Origin of the sequence: Frankia sp. AiPa1 (assembly GCF_023243075.1) — a bacterium.
Lineage (GTDB): Bacteria > Actinomycetota > Actinomycetes > Frankiales > Frankiaceae > Frankia.
Genome location: NZ_JALKFZ020000166.1, coordinates 1 through 17,521, shown reverse-complemented (window position 1 = coordinate 17,521; position 17,521 = coordinate 1). Strand labels below are relative to the sequence as shown.

Here is a 17,521-nt window from a genome sequence, read left to right as displayed (position 1 = left end):
GTGGGCAGCCAGGCGGCGGCGCTCACCGGTCGCCGCCGTCGGGCTCGAAGCCGGCGCGGCCGGCGGCGCGGCGCGGGCCGATGCCACCGGCGTGTGAGCCCGGGACCTCTCCGACGCGCTGCACGACATGGTCGACCAGGCCGTACTCGCGGGCCTGCTCGGCGGTGAACCAGCGGTCGCGGTCGGAGTCAGCCTCAATCTGCTCGACATTGTGCCCGCTGTGCGCGGCGATGCGTTCCTGCAGCACCCGCTTGGTGTAGAGCATCTGCTCGGCCTGGATCGAGATGTCGGCGGCGGTCCCGCCGATGCCGCCGTGCGGCTGGTGCATCATGACCCGCGCGTGCGGCAGGGCGTAGCGCTTGCCCGGGGCGCCCGCGCACAGCAGGAACTGGCCCATGGAGGCCGCGAGGCCGAGGGTCAGGGTCGCCACGTCGTTCTCGACGAACTGCATCGTGTCGTAGATGGCCATCCCGGCGCTGACCGAGCCGCCCGGCGAGTTGATGTAGAGCCAGATGTCGGCGCGCGGGTTCTCGGCGGAGAGCAGCAGCAGCTTCGCGCTGATCGCGTTCGCGACCTCGTCCTCGACGACGGTGCCGAGGAAGACGATCCGGTTGTCGAGCAGCCGCGCGTAGACCTGGTCGTCCAACCGTGCCGTGTCCCCGAAGGCGGTCACGGCCGACGGCGTACGCGGGCCCGGGCGGGGCAGCGAGAGATCGAGCATGGCGGATGTCCTTCCGCCGGCCTGGTCGGGAGCCACGGGAAGCGGCGGGGCCGGTAGCTCCTAGCCTCGTCCTGCGCGCGGTCGAACAGGCGCTGATCTGCCTCGGGCAGATCTGCCCACGGCAGACACCACCGGCGCGCGGTCGAGTTCAGTTCCCCTCGATGCCGTGGGGGCCTCCACCGCCGTCATGCTGTGTCCTGTCGCCGCCAGACGCTCCGCCGCCCGCCACACCGCCGCCGGGCACGTCGCCACCCGATGCATCGCCCCCGCCGAGGAGCCCACTGTCCCGCAACGGCTCGGTGAGAAAGTCGAGCAGAGAGTCGTCGAGGGCGAGCCGGCCGATGTCGAACTCGGACCGTGACAGGTCATCCAGGGCCTCGGTGTCCAGGGTGTCGGCGCCCGGATGGTCGGTGTCCAGGTACAACGAGCGGGCCGCGTCGTCGCGCAGACCGATCATGAAATCCTCGGCGAGGCGGACCTGCTCCTGGAGTGCGGCGAGCTTCTCCTCGGCGAGACCGACCCAGGCCTGCAGGCGGTCGCGCACCTGCGCACGATGGGCGACGGTCAGACCGGGCTTGCCGATTTCCTCACGCAGAGTGAGCAGCGAACGCATCTCCTCGACGGTGAAGCCGAGCGGCTTCATCTTCTTGATCAGAAAGAAGCGGTCGAGCGCGTCCTCGTCGTAGAGGGGGAAGCCACTCGCGGTGCGGTCCACCGCGACCAGCAGCCCCTCCTGCTCGTAGAAGCGGGCGGTACGCAGGGACAACGTCACCAGGGTGGCGACGTCGCCGATCTCGTACCGGCTGCCGCGGGCGTCGGCGGACGGGGTGGCGCTGCTGGCAGTGGACAATTCGACCCTATTCACGGGAGCGGGACAGCGGATGCGTCGAACATCGGTCATGCCACGGTGGTGCCTGGTTCTCATGCCTGTTCTGATGGTGCCCGCCGGGCAGCGTCTGGTCAGGGCGCGGCCGCCATGGGTGTTGCCCCGGTGTCGGCCGGCACCGACGCGGTACCGACCCCGACGGAGCACCGACGCCCTGGATCCGTCTGCCGGCGGGATGCACGGAGCGGGGCCTTGAACTCCCGGAAACTACGGAACTCCCGAAAACTACCGCTCACCCGAAACCTACTGCGTCGCTCGCCGTTCACCGATCACCCGCGCCCCCGACGAGTCGCGCGCCGACGCCGGTCGGGGTAGGGCGGATCACTCCGGACGGGCTCGGCCGACGCGTCGCGCCTTTCGCGGTCAGTCTTTCACGTGGAACGGTCCGCGTCGCCGTGAAGTCCGATGACGAAATCCTCGGCGACGCCGGCCTGGGCCCGCAGGGTGGCCAGTTTCTCCTCCGCCAGCACGACCCAGGTGCGCAGCAGCTCACGGAGCTCGCCGCGGCGCGCGTCGGACAGCGCCGTATCGGCCAGCTCGTCGCGCACGGAGAGCAGGGAACGCATCTCCTCAAGGGTGAATCCGAGGGACTTCATCTTCTTGATGACCAGCAGCCGGTCGATCGCGGCATCGCCGTACAGCCGGAAACCACCCGGGGTACGGCCGGCCGTCGTGAGCAGGCCGGCCTCCTCGTAGTACCGGACCGTCCGCAGCGAGAGCCCGACCCGCTCGGCCACCTCACCGATCTGATACCTCGTCGCGCCGGCGGCCTGGCCGCCGAGCACTGTGGATGCGGGGACGGTGGATGAATCGCGACGCGTCGTGGACAAGGCGACCCTAACGTTGGTGTCTCGACGTCCGGAGCAAGGCTGAATAAGCAAACACTCTACGACCTTCCGGACAGCATGCCGATACCGGCAGCTGCCACCGCGTTCCGTGAACGGAGCGCCCACTCACGATCACGTCCCGCATCCACCTCACCTCGATCCGCGATGCCGGACCCCGCGGACGCGACGACGATCACGTCCCCCACTGGCCCGTATCAGTCGACGCCAGCATGGTCACCAGGCACGCTTGGGGACCGGACCGGACCGGACCGGGACCCGATGCCGGCCGGGCCGAAGGCCTGGTGCACCCGGCCCGGCCGGCGGGGCGTGCCGGCGGTGGAGCGAGGAGGGCGTTGTGCTGAGCAGGATCGACCATGTGGGTATCGCGGTGGCATCGCTGACGGAAGCTATTCCTCGCTATGAGGTGGCGTTCGGGCTCAAGGTGGTGCACCAGGAGGACAACGAGCGCCAGGGTGTGCGTGAGGCGATGCTGCTGGTGAACAGCGGTGAGGCCGGCAGCTCCTACGTCCAGCTGCTGGAGCCGCTGCGCGCTGACAGCCCGGTCGGGAAGTTCCTCGACAAGCGTGGCCCGGGCATTCACCACATCGCCTACGGCGTGGCCGACATCGACAGCGCCCTGGCCGCTCTCACCACCACCGGGTTCGACCTGGTCAACACCACGCCCGTGCACGGCACCGCCGGCAGCCGGATCGCGTTCGTCCATCCAAAGGCCCTCGGCGGCGTGCTCACCGAACTGGTCGAGGCCGCAGGCGGCCACTGAGCGTTGCGCGGCCCCGGCGCGGCCCCTCCCTCCGATCGGCGGGAGGGAGGATCCCGCCGATCGGCCGACGTCGGGTTGCCCGTGCTCAGCGGCGGCTGGTCACGGCCGACGTGTCGGCGCTGGGCAGCGGGTCGAGCCGGCTGACCCCGGCGCCGTTCCAGGCGAAGCGCACCGTGGCCCCGCCGGCGCTCGGGCAGCACATCGGGTCGCCCGGCCGGTACAGGTCGTACTGCAGAGCGATCTCCCGGTCGGTCGACCAGATCCAGCGGATCGTCGCGCTCGGCTGCGGCGCGTCGTAGCCGACGAGCGTGCTGTGGTGGAACAGGAACGCCCGCTGCGGGTGCCCGTCCCCGGACGTCGACAGCAGGCCGACAATCACGCTCAGGTCGTTGCCCGCGTCGTACCCGGCGAGGGAGATCGGCGTGTACCCGGCCGCCCGCACGACGGAGGCGGCCTTCGCAGTGTTTTGCGCGGCGGTCTGCGCCGCGCTCGCACCGCCCGGCTCGCCCCCGCCCGGGCTGGATGCGGCTGCCGGACTGAAGGCACCGGAGGTGGCCGAGGCGGCGGGCGCGGCCGAGGCGGCAGACGCGGCCGCGGTGAGCCCACCGGTGAATCCGAGCGCGCCGACCAGCATCGACGCGGCAAGATTGCGACGTAGAGTCATGAGAACCCCCAGGTTCCGTGTTGACCCGACCACGCTAGATGCCCCGTTCGGGGCATGCCGGCGGCGCGGGGGTTACGGGCACAATGTCGCCCGATACGTCCGCCATGGACGGCCGGCCGGTGACAATCCGTAGCTGCTAGGACGGGAACGATGTCGCAGTTCCATTTCGATCCGCAGACCTATCTGGAGATGATGCGTGCCGAGGTGCCCGACTACGAGCGCCTGCAGGACGAGCTCGCCGCCGCGAGCGCCGGCCGGCCGGTGGACCGCATGCTGGACCTCGGCGCCGGCACGGGGCAGACCGCGCGGCGGGTGCTCGCCGTTCATCCGCGGGCCCGCCTCGTCGCGCTGGACGAGAATCCCGGCATGCTCGAGCTGGCCAGGGCCCTGGTGCGGGATGCCGCCCCCACAGCGCGGTTTGTCGTCGGCCGGCTCGAGGACCCGCTGCCCGCCGGTCCGTTCGACCTGGTGATCTCCGCGCTCGCCGTGCATCATCTGGACGCCGCAGGCAAGGCGGACCTGTTCGCCCGGATCGCCGTGGTGCTCGCGCCGGGCGGGCGCTTCGTCCTCGCCGACGTGGTGGTTCCGACCGATCCCGCCGACCTGGTCACACCCGTCGACGGCGCGCACGACCAGCCGAGCCCCCTGCCGGACCAGCTCGACTGGCTACGCCAGGCAGGCCTGGACCCCGACGTGGTCTGGATGCGGCGCGACCTCGCGGTCGTCACCGCCGACCGGCCCGCCGCCTGAGGGCCCGCCGCCGCGGCATCAGTGCGGCATCGCTCTGACATCAATGCGGCGTTCGATCCCGCCCGACTCGGGTGTGGCGCAGGCGGGCGAGGCGGGCGGCGGCGGCGAGTAGCCCCGGTGGGCGGTGGAAGGTCGTCAGGGTGGTGCCGGGCAGGGCCAGGCGCCGGGTCGCCACCGACCGGGGGCGGACGAACTCGCGTAGTCCGTCGGCGCCATGCACCCGGCCGAACCCGCTCTCACCCCGGCCGCCGAAGGGCAGCGCCGGGATGCCGGCGAACGACTGGACCGCGTTGACGGAGACCATCCCGGTGTCCAACCGGGCGGCGATCTCGTTGCCGTGCCGGCGGGAGAACACGGTGGCGCCGAGGCCGTAGGGGGTGGCGTTGGCGAGCGACACGGCCTCGTCGATGTCGGCCACGGTGCGCACGGTGACGACCGGGCCGAACGTCTCGGCCCGCATGACCTCGGCGTCCTCGGGAACGTCGAGGAGCACGATCGGCGCGATGGCCCGCTCCCCAAACGCGTGCGGGCCGCCGACGAGGGCCGTGGCGCCGCGGGCGAGCGCGTCGTCGACCTGACGGCGCACCACGTCGATCTGGGTGGGCATGGTCATCGGCCCGTAGGGTGCGTCCGCCGCGACGCCCGGGTGGACACCGTCGAGTTCCCGGCGCAGCGCGTCCAGGTAGGCCACGGCGACGGTGGCGGTGACGTAGACCCGTTCGACCCCGAGGCAGGCCTGGCCCGCATTGGCCATGGCGCCCCAGGCGGTGGCCCGCGCGGCGGCGCGGACGTTGGCGTCGTCGGCGACGAGGAGGGGGTCCTTGCCGCCGCACTCCATGACCAGTGGGGTCAGCCGGGTGGCGCAGGCGGCCATCACCGCCCGCCCGGTCTGGGCCGACCCGGTGAAGGCGATCTTGTCGACGCCGGCGGTGCACAGGGCGGCCCCCGTCGCGCCGAGGCCGGTGACGACGCCGAGCACGCCCGTGGGTGCGTCCGGGTTGGCGGCGGCGAAGCTGCTCGCGAGCCGCAGGCCCAGCGCCGGTGTGTACTCGCTGGGCTTGAACACCACCGTGTTGCCGGCGGCCAGCGCGTAGGCGATCGACCCGGTCGGGGTGAACAGCGGGTAGTTCCACGGCCCGATGACGCCGACGACCCCGAGTGGCAGATAGTCCACCCGGGCGGTGTGGTCGGCGAGGAACGGCCCGGGCAGGACCCGTCGTCCGCGCAGCACCCGCCCGGCGTGACGGGCCGCCCAGCGGATGTGCTCGAGCATGAGCAGCAGCTCGATCCGGGCGTCCCCGGCGGTCTTGCCGTTCTCGGTGTGCAACAGCGCGACCAGGTCCCGGTCGTCGCGGGCGAGCCGCGCCGCCCAGCGCAGCAGTCGCTCACGGCGCGCGGCGTGGCCCAGCCCCGCCCACCAGGTCGCGGCGGCCCGGGCCGCGGCCACCGCCGCCGCGACCTCGGTCTCGCCATGGACGGGAAAGCGCCCGACCACCGCGCCGGTCGCCGGGTTGAGCGAGGCGAACGTCGCGCCCGGGCCACCCCCGCCCGTCGGGGCCATACGGTCATGGTCGGCGGCGGTCGCCGCTGCGGAATCAGTCACAAGCCAGCATCCTGCCCCGGACCGGCGGTGGTCGCCGGAACGGCGGCAGCCTCGGGAACGGCGGCAGCCTCGGGAACGGCAGTGGTCGCCGCAACCGCGGCGGTCAAAGGAAGGAGTCCCGGTAGGCGGTGAACCAGGTGCGCTGGTCGCGCTCCTGCGCGGTCTCCTCGGCGTACACGTGATCGAGCATGCTCGCGGGTGGCGGCGGGTCGAGGGCAAGGCAGTCGCGGCGCAGCTCGGCCGCCGTCTGGGCGGCCAGCTCGTCGATCTCGTCGAACCAGCCAGCGTCGACGTCCGCGGCGAGCATCCGGCGCAGCCGTTCGATCGGGTCACGGGCCGCCCAGGCGGCAAGCTCGTTGGCCGGCTGGTAGCGGGTCGCGTCGTCGGAGGTGGTGTGGGGGGCCATCCGGTAGGTGTTCGCCTCGATGAGCACCGGGCCCCCGCCACCACGCGCATGGGCCAGCGCCCAGCTGGTGACCGCGTGCATGGCGAGCACGTCATTGCCGTCGACCCGCAGGCCCGGGAACCCGAAACCGTCCGCGCGACGGGCCAGGTGCACCGGCGACTGCCGCCGGGCCGGCGTCGAGATCGCCCACTGGTTGTTCTGGCAGAGAAACACCACCGGCGCGCCGAAGCTCGCCGCCCAGACGAACGCCTCGTTCGCGTCACCCTGGCTCATCGCCCCGTCACCGAGGTAGACGAGCACGGCGGTGTCCCGCTCAGGGTCGCCGGTGCCGACGTCCCCGTCGAGCAGGACGCCCATTCCGTAGCCGACGGCGTGCAGGGTCTGCGAGGCGAGCACGATCGTGTAGTTCGCCATGTTGTGCGCGGCGGGATCCCACCCGTCGTGGCTGATGCCGCGCAGCAGGCGCAGCACCTCGCCGGCCGGCACCCCCCGGTGCCAGGCGACCGCGTGCTCACGGTAGCTGGGGAAGATGAAGTCCCGCGCACCGGCGGCCTGCGCCGACCCGACCTGGGCGGCCTCCTGCCCGCGCAGCGGGATCCAGAGCACCAGCTCGCCCTGGCGCTGCAGCGCCGTGGCCTCGGCGTCCAGCCGCCGGGCGAGGACCATCGAACGGTAGAACGCCTGGCGCAGGTCGTGGTCGGCGAGCACGTCGAAGCGCGGGTCAGGAACGAGGGTGCCGTCGGGGGCAAGCAGCCGGATCCCCGCGTCGGCGAGTTCACCGGCAGGCCCCGCGCCGGCATCCGCCGCGCGGTGGGCCCGCGTGGCTTCCTGCACAGCGGCCGCCAGCGCCGACGCCGGGCCGGTGTGATCGGGCGGCGCCGGCCGAGGGGGCACACCCCCCGGCGCCGGCCCCCTCGGTACCGGACCCCCCGGTACGGGGCTCACCGGCGTGGTTCCCACCGGCGCCGCCACCACGTGCGGGGGTGCGGACGCCTGCGCCATGGTTGCCGCGACAACGGACGTATCCGACCGCGGCGCCAGCTGTCCGGCAATCAGCTCCGGCCTTTGCGCAACATTCATGCCGACCCCCTCTACACGCGTGGATCGCAGGACGTCCTACGATCGGAAACCATCGAAAATAGCGCTGTATACGGGTAGGACACTACGCGGCCCAGGGAACCAAGAGAACGCATCCCGGCTGTTCTGGTAATCACGTCGTAGTCGTACCCGTCCGCGCCGGACGGATCCCTGGACGTCCAACCATCGGAAACCAACCAGATAACGGGTTCCCGGCAGTGAACGCCCGCAATGCCGGAACAGATGCGCCTCGACGTTGAATGCGGATATTCCGTTTGTCGGCGGGCGTCCGTACGCCGATCCGGGTGGCGCCGCCAAAGCCGTCGTCACCGACTTCACCGACCTGACCACGCCGGCCGGACAGCGACGCCCGCACGGCGCAGGATGACGGGATGAGGCCCTGCCCCGACCCCGCGAACGACCGCGACACCAGCCGACCCAAAACCGGCCGACCCAGGACCGGCCGACCCGGGACCAGCGGACCCGGGACCAGCCGACCCGACACCGGCGAGCCCGCCACGAGCGGACCCGCCGCCCCCGTCCCGGGTGCTGCCGGCCCAGACGCCGGCGGACATGACGGCCCGAGCCCAGGGCCGGACAGGCCCGGCGGGCGCGCCCTCGATGCGGCGGACCCGGCAGCGGCGGGACATGTGCGGGTGGCGGCGACCCGCTCGGGTGGGGTGCTTGGCATCCCCGTTCGACGCGTGCTGGACACCACGGACCTGTCTGACATCGCTGCCGCTCGGCTGCGCGAGCTGGCGGCCCTCGCCGTCGAGCAGCTGTCCCCCGACCCTGACGGCCCGAGCACGGCGGCTTCCCGCCAGGTTGGCGCCGACCGGTTCACCTACCTGCTGGAGATCAGCTGGTCGGGGCAACACGCGGAGCTCACCGTCGCCGAACCAGTACCTGTCGCGATACGCCCCCTGCTCGAGGTGCTGAAGCAGGCTCCCGGGTCGCCCGCCGCGGGACCGCAACCTGGGGGAAACAATCGGGGTGGACCGCCAGCGCGACCATGAACGCCGCGCTCGGTGGAGCGCCGGTCGACGCGGGCATAAATGGCTCGCGAAACCAGTCGGGTTCGGGCATCCTGAACCGACCGCAGGCCACCGGAAGCCATCCCCCGGCCGGCCGAAATCACCCGCGTCCAATTTCGGTAATAACGTGCCGCGATCCGGGAGAAATCGGCTTGTTACCGACGGCGGTGTCGACGGCATCCCGCCGGCCGCGGGACGCGACCGGCCCGCGGCCGGCGCCCGACAATCACCCGAGAGGAAGTGCTCTGATGAGTCCCGTCGCGACGCTTGCCGGCGCCGCGCACCCCATCTGGCTGTGGACGCGTCCCGAGGAGATCGAAAGCGGCACGCTCGACCAGCTGCGCAATGTCGCATCCCTGCCCTACGTCCACCACCACGTCGCGGTGATGCCGGATGTGCACCTCGGCTACGGCGCCGCCGTGGGGTCGGTCATCGCGCTGCGGGACGCGGTGTCCCCGGCCGCGGTCGGGGTGGACATCGGCTGCGGGATGGCGGCGGCACGGACCAACCTGACCGCCGCCGATCTGCCCGACGACCTGGCGGCCCTGCGCCACGCGCTGGAGGCGGCGATCCCGGTCGGCATGAACAGCCACCCCGAGCCGACCACCCGCGCACGGGCGCAGGACGACCTGTGGTCCACCTTCGGCGATCTGCACCCGAAGGTGCAGGGCCGGTTGGGCCGGGCGATGGCGCAGCTGGGCACGCTGGGGTCCGGTAACCATTTCGTCGAGGTGTGCCTGGACGCTGACGACGCTGTCTGGATCATGCTGCACTCCGGGTCCCGCAACATCGGTAAGGAGGTCGCCGAGGCGCACATCGGGGTGGCCCGTACCCTCGAGCACAACGCGGGCCTGCCCGACCGTAACCTCGCCGTCTTCCTCGCCGGCACACCGCAGATGCGCGCCTACCGTCACGACCTCGACTGGGCGCAGGCCTACGCCCGGCGCAATCGCGACGCGATGCTCGCCGCCGCGGCACGGGCACTGCACACCCGGCTGCCGGCGCTTCGGCTCCCGACCCCGCCCGAGCACGGGCCGCACGCGGGCGACGCCGCGTTCGCGCTGGTGAACTGCCACCACAACTACGTGGCGGCCGAGCACCACTTCGGCGCCGACGTGCTGGTCACCCGCAAGGGCGCGATCTCGGCGCGAGCCGGGGAAATGGGCATCATCCCCGGGTCGATGGGCACTCGCTCCTACCTGGTCCGTGGGCGAGGCAACCCCGACTCGTTCCACTCGGCCAGTCACGGCGCCGGGCGGACGATGAGCCGCAACCAGGCGCGGCGCACCTTCACCGTCTCCGATCTCGAGGCCCAGACCAGCGGCGTGGAGTGCCGCAAGGACCGCGGCGTCCTCGACGAGATCCCCGCCGCCTACAAGGACATCGACCGCGTGCTCGCCGCCCAGACCGATCTCGTGGAGATCGTCGCAGAGCTGCGAGCCGTCCTGTGCGTCAAGGGCTGACGGCACCGCTGTGCCTGACCGGCCGCCAGCCTGACCCGGCCGCATCCCCCGGCCGGGTCAGGCCACGCCCGGCGACGGGTCAGTCAGCCCGCCCCACCCCTGCTGGGAAGTGCGCCCTCGTGGCGGAGCAGGAACTCCTTACGATGCAGGCCAGCGGCGAAGCCGCGCAGCCTCCCGTCGGCCCCGATCACCCGATGGCAGGGCCTGACCAGCAACAGCGGGTTCGCCCCGACGGCGGTGCCGACCGCACGGGCGTCGGACCGTCCAAGACCGATCCGTGCGGCGAGCTGGCCGTAGCTAAGCGTCGTGCCGAAGGGGATCGTGTCCAGCGCCTGCCATACCCGCTCCTGGAACTCGGATCCCGCCGCGCGCGGGACGAGGTCGAACGTCTGGCGCCGCCCGGCGAAGTACTCCTCCAGCTGGCCGCTCACCTGTGTGAACGGTTCCCGGGCCCGGCACCAGGCCGCATCGGGACGGGCCGCCCGCGCATGGTCGGTCACGAACGACAGCCGGGCCAGAGCCAGGCCGCCGGGAACGTCCGGCTGCGCGACACCCACCAGCAGCAGCTCACCGATCGGGCTCGGCAATGCCGTGTACAGCGTCCGCTGGCCATGCGCAGACCCGGACGTCAGCGTGTCCCACGTCGTCGTCATGGCCCCACCCTCCGCCCGTGCGCGACCGAATGCTGGCAGGAATCGGACATCAATCCGGCCCCCGAACCGGGCGAACAGGGCGAACCGGGCGAACCGGCGGCGATCATCCAAGCTGGCGGCGCAGCACGACGAAGTACAGGTCCGGACGCAACGGCTCGCCGAAACGGCGGTCGTCGTAGGGAAAAGGACGGGTCCGCGACGTGGGCAGGTAGCCGCGCCGGCGGTACCAGTCGAGCAGCTCGGACCGCTGTGCGATCACGAGCATCTCCATCCACCCGGCCGACCAGGCGCCGACCGCATGCTGTTCCGCGCGAGCCAGCAGCTCGCGGCCCACGCCTCCACCCTGCAGGTCGGGGCGCACCGCGAACATCCCGAAGTAGGCACCGACCGCACCCGCGGATACCTCCGCCTCCGGGTGGGCCGACGCCGATGCCGACGTCGGTGGTTCGATCCGACGTTGGACATGACAGCAGCCCACCAGTCCACCAGCCGGGTCCGTGGCGAGCAGGACCACGCCGTACCGGTCCGACACCGCATCGCGGACCTCTGACTCGTCGGTGCGCTGCCCACCAAGCAGGTCCGCCTCGGTGGTCCATCCCGCCCGGCTGGACTGCCCGCGATAGGCGGATTGCACGAGGGCGACGATCGCCTCGACCTCCCCGTCCGTCTCCAGAGCGGCGCGAAACGTCAGATGGCCAGGTGGCGGCGGAGAGACGGGGCGCATACCCTCCATCCTCACAGCCTCGCCCACCGGCGCCCCGCCCGGCGGGCAGCACTGTTACTCACCCCTGCGGACCAGACGGGAGTCTGACGCGGGTCAGAGGCGGGTCAGATCAGTCGTTCAGCGGGCCCGGCCGGCGGGAGTCCAAGCGAGCGCAGCAGGCCGGCCAGCTCCGACTGGAAGAGTTTGTTCGGACTGCTCGTCTGGGCACGCAGATGCCCGTAGATCTCCAAGACCACCAGGCCGTGCAGATGCCCCCAGATCCGCAGCCCCAGGGCCACTCCCGCCGGCGGGAGCTCGGGGAAGGCCGGCCGGATCTTCTCCCGTAGCCCGGCGTCGAAGTCGGACCAGTCGAAGTCGCCCTCGTCGAGCGGCGCGGCATACGGCCAGGCAGCGGCCGCGACGGCCATGAGGGCGAGACAGAGCCGAAGCGCGGCATCCGGAGCGGCACCGCCTTCGGGCGCCCGGTAGCCAGGCACCGGATCGCCGTAGACCAGCCGGAAGCCCTGCGGGTTTGCCAGCGCCCATCCCCGGAACGCGCCCGCCCAGGCCCGGACCGGACCGCCCGGATCGTCGCCGTTCGCCGCGCCGCGCATGGCGGTCTCGATCGTGTCGGCAAGCTCGGTGTTGACGTCGTGGATCAGGGTGCTGACCAGGTCGTCGCGCGTCGCGAAGTAGCCGTAGATGGCGTTGGCGGTCATCCCCATCTCGCGGGCGATGGCCCGCAGCGTGATCGCGTCGGGGCCGCCGGCGGCCATCAGCGCCAGCGCCACCTGCTTGATCTCCGCCGTCGTCTCGGCCCGCAGCCGCTCTCGGCGCCCTCCGGTCACTCCCACCCCAGGCACTCTACGACCCCCACATCACCTCACACCATGAGGTTAATATACGCCGTATAGTTTCATCACGCTGCCACTCGGGCCAAGGGAGATCGGGAGAGCCATGCACATCGGAATCATCGGAGCCACAGGGAACATCGGTAGTCGCGTCGTCACCGAGGCCCTCGGCCGGGGACACCGCGTCTCGGCCTTCACCCGCGACCCCGCCGCGATCCGCGAGGAGCGGCCGAACATCTCCTGGGCCGGCCTCGACGTCTTCGACGCGCCCGGCATCGCCGCCGCCCTACCGGGGCTCGACGTCCTGATCAGCGCCTACCAGCCGGGCAACGCGTCCCGGGACATCGCCGACACCATCCGACGTTCGATCGCGGATCCCACCGTCCACACGAGCGCCGTGCACGCCCTGCTGACCGCGCTGAACAGTCATCCGCAGACCCGCCTGATCGTGGTCGGTGGCGCCGGCAGCCTGGAGCTCGAACCCGGTCAGACCCTCGCCGATGCCGGCGAACGCCTGCACGAGGGACTGGAGGCACTCGGGCTACCTCGGGAGTACGCCGCCGCCGTGCGGGGGGCGCGCGACGCCCTGAACGTGCTACGGACCTCGAACCGGCTGTGGACCTACTTCAGCCCGGCCGGTGACATCTTTCCCGGGCAACGCACGGGACGGTTCCGCCTCGGTGGCGACCAGTTCGTCGTTGACGCCGAGGGACGCAGCCGCATCTCCATGGAGGACGCCGCCATCGCCCTGGTCGACGAGGCGGAGCTGCCACGTTTCGTCCAGCGCCGTTTCACGATCGGCTACTGAACGGCACCGGTCGCGCGGCGTGGGCGGCCTGGGCGGCGAAGTCCGCGTGGGTCGATGCCGCCCCCCGCGTCAGTGCTGGTGTCGGGCCGGCCGGTGACCGCCATGGCCAGGCGGGGCAGCACCTCTCCCAGCGGTGCGTCGACCCGTACCGAAGCCCGGCGGTCTCCCCGGGTGGGTCCCTGGTTGACGATCGCGACGGGGATGCCGATCTCGGCTGCCCGTAGCACGAACCGGTAGCCCGACATCACCTCCAACGAGGATCCGAGGATCAGCAGGGCCCGGGCGTTCGTCACGAGGGCGACCGCTCGGGCCAGCCGGGGCCGGGGCACCGTCGCGCCGAAGAAGACCACGTCGGGTTCGATCCGGTCGCCGCCGCAGGCCGGGCAGCCGACCATGACGAACCGGGCGACGTCCTGCTCGGACAGCGTGACGTCCCCGTCCGGATTGGTGGGGGCACCCGCGATCTCGAGGTTCGGGTTCGCGGCGCGCAGCCGGGCATCGAGGTCGCGGCGGGCGCTGCGCTGCCCGCAGTCGGGACAGAGCACCCATGCCAGATTCCCGTGCAGGTCGATCACGGTGCGAGAGTCGGCCCGCTGGTGCAGGCCGTCGACGTTCTGGGTGATGACCCCGGTGACGACGCCTGCCTGCTCCAGCCGGGCGAGAGCGTGATGGCCCGTGTTGGGTTCGGCGCTGGCGACCTGTCGCCAGCCGACGTGGCTGCGTGCCCAGTAGCGGTGCCGCGCCCCCGGCGCGGCGATGAAATCCTGGTAGGTCATGGGCGTATGCCGGCGCAGTGCCCCGTTCGGGCCACGGTAGTCCGGAATGCCGGACTCGGTGGAGATCCCCGCGCCGCTCAGCACGACCACACCCCCCGCGGTGACCAGGGCGCAGAGCCGGTCGAACGCCGCATCGTCGTCGCTCCGTCCCGTCACGCCCACCATGCTGCCCGATCGGACCAGGTCCGTCCCGCCCAAGCGCACCCCGAAGTAACTCACCACCGGACGAGGCAGCACGGGGCGACCAGCCGGGTGCTCGTCATCCCCGGCGCTCCCCCCGGTTCTCGACGTCCCCGGTGGCGGGTGTCCCGGGTGGTGGCGGGTGTCCCGGGTGTCCCGGGTGGTGGGGACGCGTCGCCGGTCGTACGGTCGCTGTGCACACGTCCGGTGTGACCCCGTCCGGAAGGAGGAGGGTGATGAGGACGTCACCGCCATCGTCGGACCCTGTGCTGGCGTTTGACCGCACAGTGGCGATCGCCGACGCAGCCATCTACCAGGCCGGGGTGGGCCAGGCCGACCAGCTCGTGGCCGATCCGGTCGACGGGCCGCCGGGTGTCCTGGCCCCGCCGGCCCAGGCGATGGGCCACCCGCGAGTACGTGCCCTCGCCCGGACCGAGTGCCAGCTGGACGCCGCCCCGGACGCCGTACTGCGGGTCAGGGCACGCTGGTTGCAGCTGACCACGAGGGCCGAGGAGGACGACCAGCCGCCGGGCACCGCCGGGCACCCGCCGTGGTTGGCGGACGTTGCGGGTGGAGCCGGTACCCGCGGCCGGGCGCAGGATCGACGCGACGCGTTCATTCCCCATGACGTCGAGGAACGAGTACCGCTGTGGGTGCTGCTCGCCGCACGCCCGACCCCGCCGCGGGCGCCGCTCAACCGCTGGTCGCGCGGCTGGCTTCCGCATCCGAGCGCCCCACGGCCACAGCCCTGGGAAGCAGGCGCGCTCACGGTGGCCGGTCGGCGGCCCCAGGCGGGAAGGGCCCACATCGTCCGGCTGACCGCACCGGCTGGCCGGCACGTACGCCCGGTGCTTCGGGTAGGTGCTCCGCCGACCAGGGTCGCCTGGGACACCTGGTCCCAGCAGGGCGAACTGCGGCTGAGCGCCGGGTTGACGGACGGTCCCGATCCCCTGGTGCGGCTGCGCATCGAACTGGTCAACACCTCGGGCTGGCACCCCCGACTGGACGGGCCCACCGCCTGGTCCGCGTCGGGCGCCCGGCCGCCCGGTGACCATCCGGTGGTGGCACGGGCCTGGCACGAGCGGGCCCTGCGGCATGCCCTGATCGGAGCTCACATCGTCCTCGGCCTCGACGATGGCAGATTCGTGCCCGAGGGCGCGCCCTGTCCAGCCGACCCGTACACGGCCCGAACGGGCCCCGCCGACGGCCTGTGGCCCATTCTGATCGGTGATCCGCCCGAGCCGTCGGTCCTGCTGCTCTCGCCCATCCGGCTCGCCGAGCAACACGCCGGCACCTGACAGACGATCATGCTGTCAGGTGCCGTCCGCATCCCCGGGACGGCCCACATCCGGGCGGACGATCCCATCCTGGGGGGTGCTGGCGTCCTGTGGCCGCCGTCCGCCGCCCGGCTGGTCGGTGAACGTGACGTCCACCCGCTGGTAGCTCTTGAACTGCTCCGCCTGCGCATAGGAGGTGTAGGCCCGGCGATCCGAATCGGTCAGGTCGACCTGGTCCAGAAACGGGGTCAGCAGCGCTCGGGGAAACAGCCGGCCGACCCAGACCGCGTTGATCTCCATGGCAATCACGATCATGACCGCGAGGAAGTACAGCCAGGTCATCAGGCCCAGGACCAGGCCGAACAGGCCATACACCTGAGTGGAACCCCGCAACTGGTGGGCGATGTAGTAGCCGCCCAGGATCTGCACCGCCTGCCAGCCGGCGGCGGCGAACACCGCCCCGGGCAGGACCTCCATCACCCGAACGGACCGTGCGGTCAGCACCGTGAACGCGACGAGGATGAGGCCCGTGTTGCCCAGAATCGCGATCACTACCGCGAGCACCTGGAGTCCGGCCGCGAGCCGGCCGAACGCGGACGCCCCGGTGGTCACGGTGGACAGCACCGTGGTCATGATCAGGCCGAGGCCGAGCAGGCCGATGAGGCTCAGGCTGCGCAGCCGGGCGAAGAACGGGTTCGGCCGGGATCGCCGCGGCACCGCCCAGACCGTGTCCAGCGCGTTGCCGATCGCACGGGCCACGCCGAGGCTGCCGAAGATCGCGCCGACGACGCCGACGGCCACGGCCGTCCCGCTGCCCTTGAGGGCCTGCACGTCGTCACGCAACTGGTCACCGATGATCGGAAACTGCCCGAGCGCGGAACTGACCAGCTGTTCCTGAAGATGGTGATGGCCGTGCAGGACGAACCCCAGCCCGGTCGTGAGCAGCAGCAACAGCGGGAAGAGCGAGAGAAACGCGTAGAACGTGATCAGCGCGGCCAGGTAGCCACCCTGATCGTCCGCGAACTTGTACAGCACCGCGATGACGAACCCAAGGCCGCGGTGGCGCCGCTGCGTCCGGTCCAGACGGGCCCCGAGCGCCACTCCCCGTCTCCCCCACCCGTCGACCGTCACCCTGTACTCCCCCGTCCAGGCAGGTCGCACACCCGCGGACCCGACCATGTCATCCGATCGGCCCCGCCGCCCGGACATCGTCGCGGGTCGCCCGATCGGGCGGTCCGGAGGTGTCACGCCCGGGTGCGCGGTGTCCCGTTCGCCAGCCATGATCATTAACTCTGGCGGATTGTCAACACCGTGGATTATCTTGCTGGCGAATCCGCCAGGCCAGCCCTCACCCGATCAATGAGATCGAGTGGCGGATCACGCCTGTTTCCCGGGCCGGAAGGCCCGCATCTCCCCTCCAGCACGAGGCGGACGTCTTCTGCCTGCCGATCCGTCAGGAACAGGCCGAGCCCCGCATGGCTCACGTCGGCCTGTTCGACGTCTTCCCTGGTTCCAAGCCCGGCGTCGAGAAAGATCTGCGTGAGCTCGTCAAGGTCGGCCGAGGTGATCTGTCGGTTGCGGCGCAGCTTCACCACGGCAAGCTGGTTCTCATGGCTACGCAGGTAGGTTCGGATCTTCTTTTCGAAGTCGGTCCCAAGCGGCTGCCAGGCGATTCCACCTTCGCTGATCTCGCCGAGCTCATCCTCGAAGTCGGTGTAGACAACCTTGCGCCGGCTCTTGTCGATCAGTCGGATGAGCCCGCGCAGACGGCGGCGGACCGACTCCAGCAAAGGCAGGTTGACGTCCTCCCCCGCCTGAAGGCGGGGGATTCCAACTCCTACACGCCCACCAAGGGAGGTGCGCAGTGTTGAGGTTCGCGGTTCACGGGCACGGCCAACGCCGCGCCTTCCCGCGCAGTCACGGCCCGTCCGGCCGCGATATTCACCGCTGCGTTCACATCAGCGTTGGCCGTGTGGCCGCAGGTTGCGCACCGGAATACCGCTTGGCTCTCGCGGTTCCCGGGCGCCACCTGCCCGCAGGCCGGGCAACGCTGACTCGTAA

Annotated in this window: 19 protein-coding genes; 6 read left to right on the top strand and 13 right to left on the bottom strand. The window is 71.6% G+C overall.

Annotation, left to right across the window (positions count from 1 at the left end):
* Positions 1-22: 22 nt before the first annotated feature.
* From MXD95_RS19510 to MXD95_RS19500, 3 genes are all read right to left on the bottom strand, one after another.
* The gene (locus MXD95_RS19510) at positions 23-721 is read right to left on the bottom strand and encodes an ATP-dependent Clp protease proteolytic subunit (protein WP_250642106.1); all 699 of its coding nucleotides are present in this window, start codon (positions 719-721) and stop codon (positions 23-25) included.
* Between the two features lie 148 nt (positions 722-869).
* Positions 870-1,571: a MerR family transcriptional regulator gene (locus MXD95_RS19505; protein ID WP_250642105.1), complete on the bottom strand. Its 702-nt coding sequence runs from the start codon at positions 1,569-1,571 to the stop codon at positions 870-872.
* A gap of 407 nt (positions 1,572-1,978) precedes the next feature.
* Entirely contained in the window at positions 1,979-2,437 is a 459-nt protein-coding gene (locus MXD95_RS19500) for a MerR family transcriptional regulator (RefSeq protein ID WP_251078670.1), read from the bottom strand.
* Positions 2,438-2,789: 352 nt separating this feature from the next.
* On the opposite strand from MXD95_RS19500, the gene mce reads away from it, so the two are divergent.
* On the top strand, positions 2,790-3,215 hold the full coding sequence (mce, locus tag MXD95_RS19495) for a methylmalonyl-CoA epimerase (protein ID WP_250642104.1): 426 nt from the start codon (positions 2,790-2,792) through the stop codon (positions 3,213-3,215).
* 85 nt (positions 3,216-3,300) lie between these two features.
* Here mce and MXD95_RS19490 read toward each other — a convergent pair whose 3' ends face one another.
* Entirely contained in the window at positions 3,301-3,879 is a 579-nt protein-coding gene (locus MXD95_RS19490; protein ID WP_250642103.1) for an LppP/LprE family lipoprotein, read from the bottom strand.
* A gap of 150 nt (positions 3,880-4,029) precedes the next feature.
* Between MXD95_RS19490 and MXD95_RS19485 the strand changes: the two genes are divergently transcribed.
* The gene (locus MXD95_RS19485; protein WP_250642102.1) at positions 4,030-4,629 is read left to right on the top strand and encodes a class I SAM-dependent methyltransferase; all 600 of its coding nucleotides are present in this window, start codon (positions 4,030-4,032) and stop codon (positions 4,627-4,629) included.
* Positions 4,630-4,669: 40 nt separating this feature from the next.
* Here MXD95_RS19485 and MXD95_RS19480 read toward each other — a convergent pair whose 3' ends face one another.
* Both MXD95_RS19480 and MXD95_RS19475 read right to left on the bottom strand, forming a co-directional pair.
* Positions 4,670-6,232, bottom strand: coding sequence for an aldehyde dehydrogenase family protein (locus MXD95_RS19480; protein WP_374122080.1), 1,563 nt, complete (start codon positions 6,230-6,232; stop codon positions 4,670-4,672).
* A 103-nt stretch (positions 6,233-6,335) separates the two neighbouring features.
* Positions 6,336-7,472 (bottom strand): thiamine pyrophosphate-dependent enzyme, encoded by a 1,137-nt coding sequence (locus MXD95_RS19475; RefSeq protein ID WP_250642101.1) that lies wholly within the window; start codon positions 7,470-7,472, stop codon positions 6,336-6,338.
* A 635-nt stretch (positions 7,473-8,107) separates the two neighbouring features.
* Between MXD95_RS19475 and MXD95_RS29000 the strand changes: the two genes are divergently transcribed.
* Complete coding sequence (locus MXD95_RS29000; protein ID WP_308301529.1) at positions 8,108-8,731, top strand: protealysin inhibitor emfourin; 624 nt, start codon at positions 8,108-8,110, stop codon at positions 8,729-8,731.
* A 266-nt stretch (positions 8,732-8,997) separates the two neighbouring features.
* Positions 8,998-10,212, top strand: coding sequence for an RtcB family protein (locus MXD95_RS19465; RefSeq protein WP_250642099.1), 1,215 nt, complete (start codon positions 8,998-9,000; stop codon positions 10,210-10,212).
* A gap of 83 nt (positions 10,213-10,295) precedes the next feature.
* On the opposite strand, the gene MXD95_RS19460 is transcribed toward MXD95_RS19465, so the two are convergent.
* From MXD95_RS19460 to MXD95_RS19450, 3 genes are all read right to left on the bottom strand, one after another.
* The gene (locus tag MXD95_RS19460) at positions 10,296-10,865 is read right to left on the bottom strand and encodes a methylated-DNA--[protein]-cysteine S-methyltransferase (protein WP_250642098.1); all 570 of its coding nucleotides are present in this window, start codon (positions 10,863-10,865) and stop codon (positions 10,296-10,298) included.
* 103 nt (positions 10,866-10,968) lie between these two features.
* The gene (locus tag MXD95_RS19455; protein WP_250642097.1) at positions 10,969-11,589 is read right to left on the bottom strand and encodes a GNAT family N-acetyltransferase; all 621 of its coding nucleotides are present in this window, start codon (positions 11,587-11,589) and stop codon (positions 10,969-10,971) included.
* Between the two features lie 104 nt (positions 11,590-11,693).
* Positions 11,694-12,422 carry a TetR/AcrR family transcriptional regulator gene (locus MXD95_RS19450; protein ID WP_250642096.1) on the bottom strand — a complete coding sequence of 243 codons (729 nt, stop codon included), beginning with the start codon at positions 12,420-12,422 and terminating at the stop codon, positions 11,694-11,696.
* A gap of 103 nt (positions 12,423-12,525) precedes the next feature.
* Here MXD95_RS19450 and MXD95_RS19445 point away from each other — a divergent pair, with 103 nt between their 5' ends.
* Entirely contained in the window at positions 12,526-13,227 is a 702-nt protein-coding gene (locus MXD95_RS19445) for an NAD(P)-dependent oxidoreductase (RefSeq protein WP_250642095.1), read from the top strand.
* Here MXD95_RS19445 and MXD95_RS19440 read toward each other — a convergent pair.
* On the bottom strand, positions 13,221-14,168 hold the full coding sequence (locus MXD95_RS19440; RefSeq protein WP_250642136.1) for an NAD-dependent protein deacetylase: 948 nt from the start codon (positions 14,166-14,168) through the stop codon (positions 13,221-13,223). The two genes, MXD95_RS19445 and MXD95_RS19440, sit on opposite strands and share 7 nt — an antisense overlap.
* A 251-nt stretch (positions 14,169-14,419) precedes the next feature.
* Between MXD95_RS19440 and MXD95_RS19435 the strand changes: the two genes are divergently transcribed.
* Positions 14,420-15,481, top strand: a complete 1,062-nt coding sequence (locus MXD95_RS19435) for a hypothetical protein (protein ID WP_250642094.1) — start codon at positions 14,420-14,422, stop codon at positions 15,479-15,481.
* A 15-nt stretch (positions 15,482-15,496) separates the two neighbouring features.
* Here MXD95_RS19435 and MXD95_RS19430 read toward each other — a convergent pair whose 3' ends face one another.
* From MXD95_RS19430 to MXD95_RS19420, 3 genes are all read right to left on the bottom strand, one after another.
* The gene (locus MXD95_RS19430) at positions 15,497-16,591 is read right to left on the bottom strand and encodes a YihY/virulence factor BrkB family protein (protein ID WP_250642093.1); all 1,095 of its coding nucleotides are present in this window, start codon (positions 16,589-16,591) and stop codon (positions 15,497-15,499) included.
* Between the two features lie 185 nt (positions 16,592-16,776).
* Positions 16,777-17,250: a hypothetical protein gene (locus tag MXD95_RS19425; RefSeq protein ID WP_250642092.1), complete on the bottom strand. Its 474-nt coding sequence runs from the start codon at positions 17,248-17,250 to the stop codon at positions 16,777-16,779.
* A gap of 47 nt (positions 17,251-17,297) precedes the next feature.
* A partial coding sequence (locus MXD95_RS19420; RefSeq protein WP_250642091.1) for a zinc ribbon domain-containing protein occupies positions 17,298-17,521 on the bottom strand: 224 nt, incomplete at its 5' end.